The organism is Maribacter polysaccharolyticus (assembly GCF_028882255.1).
Lineage (GTDB): Bacteria > Bacteroidota > Bacteroidia > Flavobacteriales > Flavobacteriaceae > Maribacter_A > Maribacter_A polysaccharolyticus.
The window spans coordinates 1-5,510 of record NZ_JARBUY010000014.1 but is presented as its reverse complement, the minus strand read 5'-3'; the positions used below and the strand labels follow the sequence as shown (position 1 = coordinate 5,510).

The 5,510-nt window shown below is 51.8% G+C and carries 1 protein-coding gene; it reads left to right on the top strand.

From position 1 onward, the window contains the following. A partial coding sequence (locus PHU20_RS19975) for a beta strand repeat-containing protein (RefSeq protein WP_274827179.1) occupies nt 1-5,510 on the top strand: 5,510 nt, incomplete at both ends.

The window sequence follows — 5,510 nt, the reverse complement described above, 5'->3', positions numbered from 1 at the left end:
GATGTAACGAACCTGGAGACCTTGACAACCATCGCCTTGAACGCCGATGATACGAACATCGATTATATTGACGAGGATGGGAATACCACTAAGATAGATTTAACTTCTGCAGTAAAGAATTTAGAAACTATATCAACTTTGGTAGACCATGGAAATGGTAGTTTTACATATACAAACGAAAATGGATCACCTGTAACTTTCCAGGCTTCTACCATTACGGACAATGGAAATGGAACATCCACCATAGGATTAGCTGATGGTGGCAATATTACGGTAGACAATGATGGGATAGATGATGTAGATGATGCGGATGCGATCATCGGAAACGAAGTGGTCAACGGTACGGATGCTACATTGACGCGCTCAGGCAGCGGGACGAATGCCGATCCATATACTTTGGATATCGCTGCTGATGGGATCACCAATGCTGAAATTGCCGATGACGCGGTTCAGTTGGAAAATATAGCCAATGGTACTTCCACAGGGCAAGTAATGCAATGGGACGGTACGGATTGGATTCTTATTGACCTAGGCTCTGTGACCGTAACGGAGAACGATGGGGTGATCGGAAATGAAGTGACCGGTGCTACCGATGGGACTTTAACGCTCTCAGGGGCAGGGACAACGGTAAGTCCATATACTTTGGACGTAGCCGCTGATGGAATCACCAATGCGGAATTGGCGTACAATGCCGTTGGATTGGAGAATATTACAGATGGTACGGCAGTAGGGGAGTTGATACAATGGAACGGAACGGATTGGGTATTCGTCGATGCGAGTACTTTGGATACGGACACCCAGGACCTAAGTATCGATGCCGCCGGAACGACTATTTCCTTGGTCGATGGTGGCAGTGTCACAATCAACCCTGACGATGCGGATGCGGACCCTACCAACGAATACAACACAGGGATAAGTTTTGATGGCACGAACCTGACGGTCACGGATGGAGGTGGCAACCGTAGTGTTGACATCAGTGCCTTGGGAGCGGACACCAACACGACGAATACGAGCTTGACACAGGACGGCACGAACCTTATCCTGACCGATAGCGACACCAATACGGTGAGCATACCATTGTCGGATATCGGCACCGATGACCAAGACCTAATGTTCAGCGGTAATGAGATCAGTTTGACGGGCGATCCCGACAATACGACGATCGATCTTACCCCTTACGTGAACGACGACACGAACGAATTGACCGACCTGTCTTTAACGGGGAATGTACTGACCTTGACCAACCCTGCAACGGGAACGAACAGTGTTACCTTACCTACTGCGGACGGATCGGAGACGATAGTCAATGGGGGAACTGACATCAGCGTGACCGGAACGGGTACGTCCACGGACCCTTATGTGGTCAATAGCACCTTCACGGAAGTGGATGGTAGCATAACCAATGAGATACAGGATCTGGATTTGACCGGGGATATCCTTAAGATCACCAACAATGGCAGTGCCACGGATATCGATTTATCGGGCTATACCAATACGGACAACCAGGACTTGACGATCAGTGGCAACGTATTGAGTCTGACAGGGGATGCGACATCCGTCACTTTGCCGACCGCGGATGGTACGGAGACGGTGGTGACCGCAGGGACGGATATCGGTGTTTCGGGAGATGGCTCAAGTGCGACCCCTTATGTAATAACGAATACCTTTACGGAAGTGGATGGTAGCATAACCAATGAGATACAGGATGCCAGCGAGGTGGAAGTCACCCCTGCAGGCAATATCACCAGTATGGACGTACAGGCGGCCTTGGAGGAATTGGATGCGGATATCCTATCGAGTGAAAAGACCACTACGGTAGTTGAAGGAACGGGGATCGATGTATCTACCTCCATATCTGGCAACAATACGGAGTATACGGTTACCGTAGATCCTACGGATATTGTGGGAGATGGCAGTATAACCTCAAGTGAGATTGATGTTACGGGCGGTGCGAATGCCACGTTGAACGATGTGACATTGACGATAGCGGACAACGCCATCACGAACGCTAAAATGGCGGATGATGCCATAACCACGGCGGAACTTGCCACAGGTGCTGTTGAGTCCTCCGATATCTTGGACGGTACCATAGTAACGGCCGATATAGCGAATGACGCCGTTGCATTGGAAAAACTGGCCAACGGTACGGCCTTGGGCCAGGTAATGCAATGGGACGGTTCCGACTGGACCCTAGTGGATCTTGGTTCAGTAACAGTAACCGAAAATGATGGGGTGATCGGAAATGAGGTGACCGGCGCTACCAATGGGACCTTGGCGCTTTCAGGAGCGGGTACAACGGTCTCCCCATATACCTTGGCCGTTGCAACTGACGGAATCACGACCAATGAGATAGCCACGGGCGCCGTGGAATCCTCCGATATTCTGGATGGGACCATTGCTACAGGAGACATAGCCAATGACGCCATTACCTTAGGGAAATTGGCAGCTGGAAGTGCGTCTGGCGATTTGATACAATGGAACGGAACGGATTGGGTATTCGTCGATGCGAGTACTTTGGACACCAACACGACAAATACGAGCTTGACACAGGACGGTACGAACCTTATCCTGACCGATAGCGACACCAATACGGTGAGCATACCATTGGCGGATATCGGCACGGATGATCAGGACCTACAGTTCAGCGCCAACGTGATCAGTTTGACGGGCGATCCCGACAATACGACGATCGACCTTACCCCATATGTAAACGATGATACCAACGAATTGACCGACCTGTCCTTAACGGGGAATGTACTGACCTTGACAAATCCTGCCACGGGAACGAACAGTGTTACCTTACCTACTGCGGACGGATCGGAGACGATCGTCAATGGGGGAACTGACATCAGCGTGACCGGAACGGGTACGTCCACGGACCCTTATGTGGTCAATAGCACCTTCACGGAAGTGGATGGGTCCACGACCAATGAGGTGAACACCTCCTTCGCCGTGAATGCGGGCAATCTGGAAATCACGGACAGTAACGGCACTTTGTCGGTACCCCTATCGAGCCTTGGCACCGACGACCAGACGGTCGATGCATTGACCTTCGACTCTGGAACCGGTGAGTTGGCCATTTCCTTGGAGGGTGATGGTGCCGCTCCGGTAACGGTAAACCTTAGTGCCTTGGATACGAACACGACGAATACGAGCTTGACGGAGGACGGTACGAACCTTATCCTGACCGATAGCGATACCAATACGGTGTCCATACCATTGGCCGATTTAGGTTCGGACGACCAGACGGCCTCTGAGGTGAGCTATGACAATACGGCTTCGGGTCTGACGGCAGGGGATACCCAGACGGCTATCGATGAACTTGCCGCGGGCAGCACCGATGACCAGAATCTGACCGGCGCTACCTTGACCGGCAACAGCCTACAGATAGATATAGAGGGTGGATCATCAACGAGCGTCGACCTTTCCAGTTTGGTGGGCACGGACGATCAGATCGCCAATGAAGTGAACATAACGGATACTGCGGGCAACTTCGCGGCCACGGAAGTGGAAGGTGCCTTGGCGGAACTCGCTGAGGATATCCTATCGAGCGAAAAGACCACTACGGTGGTTGAAGGGACTGGGGTCGATGTTTCTTCCACAACATCGGGTAACAATACGGAATATACGGTAGCCGTTAACGTAAGTGAACTTACAGGTGATGGCAGTATCACTTCGCCGAACAGTACGATAACCCTAGGGGGCACACCTGCGAACTCCTTATTGGAGAACGTGACCCTGGATGTTAACGAATCCTCTTTGGCGGATGGCAGTATCACATCCCCGAACAGTACGATTACATTAGGTGGTACACCGGCGAACGCTATTTTTGAGGATGTCACCTTGGATGTCGATGTTACTGCATTGACCGGTGATGGCTCGATCACCTCTACCGACCTTACGGTCAGCGGCGGTGCGAATGCCACGTTGAACGATGTGACATTGACGATAGCGGACAACGTAATCACGAACGCTAAAATGGCGGATGATGCCATAACCACGGCGGAACTTGCCACAGGTGCTGTTGAGTCCAGTGATATTTTGGATGGAACGATCGCTACCGGTGATATCGCCAATGACGCTGTTGCCTTGGAGAAATTGGCCAACGGTACGGCCTTGGGCCAGGTAATGCAATGGGACGGTTCCGACTGGACCCTAGTGGATCTTGGTTCAGTAACAGTAACCGAAAATGATGGGGTGATCGGAAATGAGGTGACCGGCGCTACCAATGGGACCTTGGCGCTTTCAGGAGCGGGTACAACGGTCTCCCCATATACCTTGGCCGTAGCAACTGATGGGATCACCAATGCTGAGATTGCGGATGACGCGGTACAGTTGGAAAACATAGCTGATGGTACGACAGCAGGCGAGTTGATACAGTGGAACGGAACTGATTGGGTATTGGTCGATGCGAGTACTTTGGACACCAACACGACGAATACGAGCTTGACACAGGACGGCACGAACCTTATCCTGACAGATAGCGACACCAATATGGTGAGCATACCATTGGCCGATTTAGGTTCGGATGACCAAACGGCGTCTGAAGTAACTTATGACAATACGACCTCCGGTCTGACGGCAGGGAACACCCAGGCGGCTATCGATGAACTTGCCGCTGGCAGCACTGACGATCAACAGTTGGACGACACGAACACGGCCTTCAATACAAGTACGAACGAATTGACGATTGCCTTGGAGAACGGTGGAACTGCCACCGCAGACCTAAGCGCCTTGGACAACTCGGGCACCGATGACCAAACGGCATCTGAAGTAACTTATGACAATACGACCTCCGGTCTGACGGCTGTGGACACCCAGGCGGCTATCGATGAGCTTGCCGCTGGCAGCACTGACGACCAGGCCTTGAGCTTGTCCGGTAATACCCTGACCTTGGAAGATGGCGGGAACGTTGACCTTAGTGCATACTTGGATGACACCGATGACCAGACTTTAAGCCTATCAGGAAATACCTTATCGATTGCCGATGGCAACTCTGTGGACCTTAGTGGATATGTAAGCACCGATGACCAAACGGCGTCTGAAGTAACTTATGACAATACGGCCTCCGGTCTGACGGCTGTGGACACCCAGGCGGCTATCGATGAACTTGCCGCTGGCAGCACTGACGATCAACAGTTGGACGACACGAACACGGCCTTCAATACAAGTACGAACGAATTGACGATTGCCTTGGAGAACGGTGGAACTGCCACCGCAGACCTAAGCGCCTTGGACAACTCGGGCACCGATGACCAAACGGCATCTGAAGTAACTTATGACAATACGACCTCCGGTCTGACGGCTGTGGACACCCAGGCGGCTATCGATGAGCTTGCCGCTGGCAGCACGGATGACCAGGCCTTGAGCTTGTCCGGTAATACCCTGACCTTGGAAGATGGCGGGAACGTTGACCTTAGTGCATACTTGGATGACACCGATGACCAGACTTTAAGCCTATCAGGAAATACCTTATCGATTGCCGATGGCAACTCTGTGGACCTTAGTGG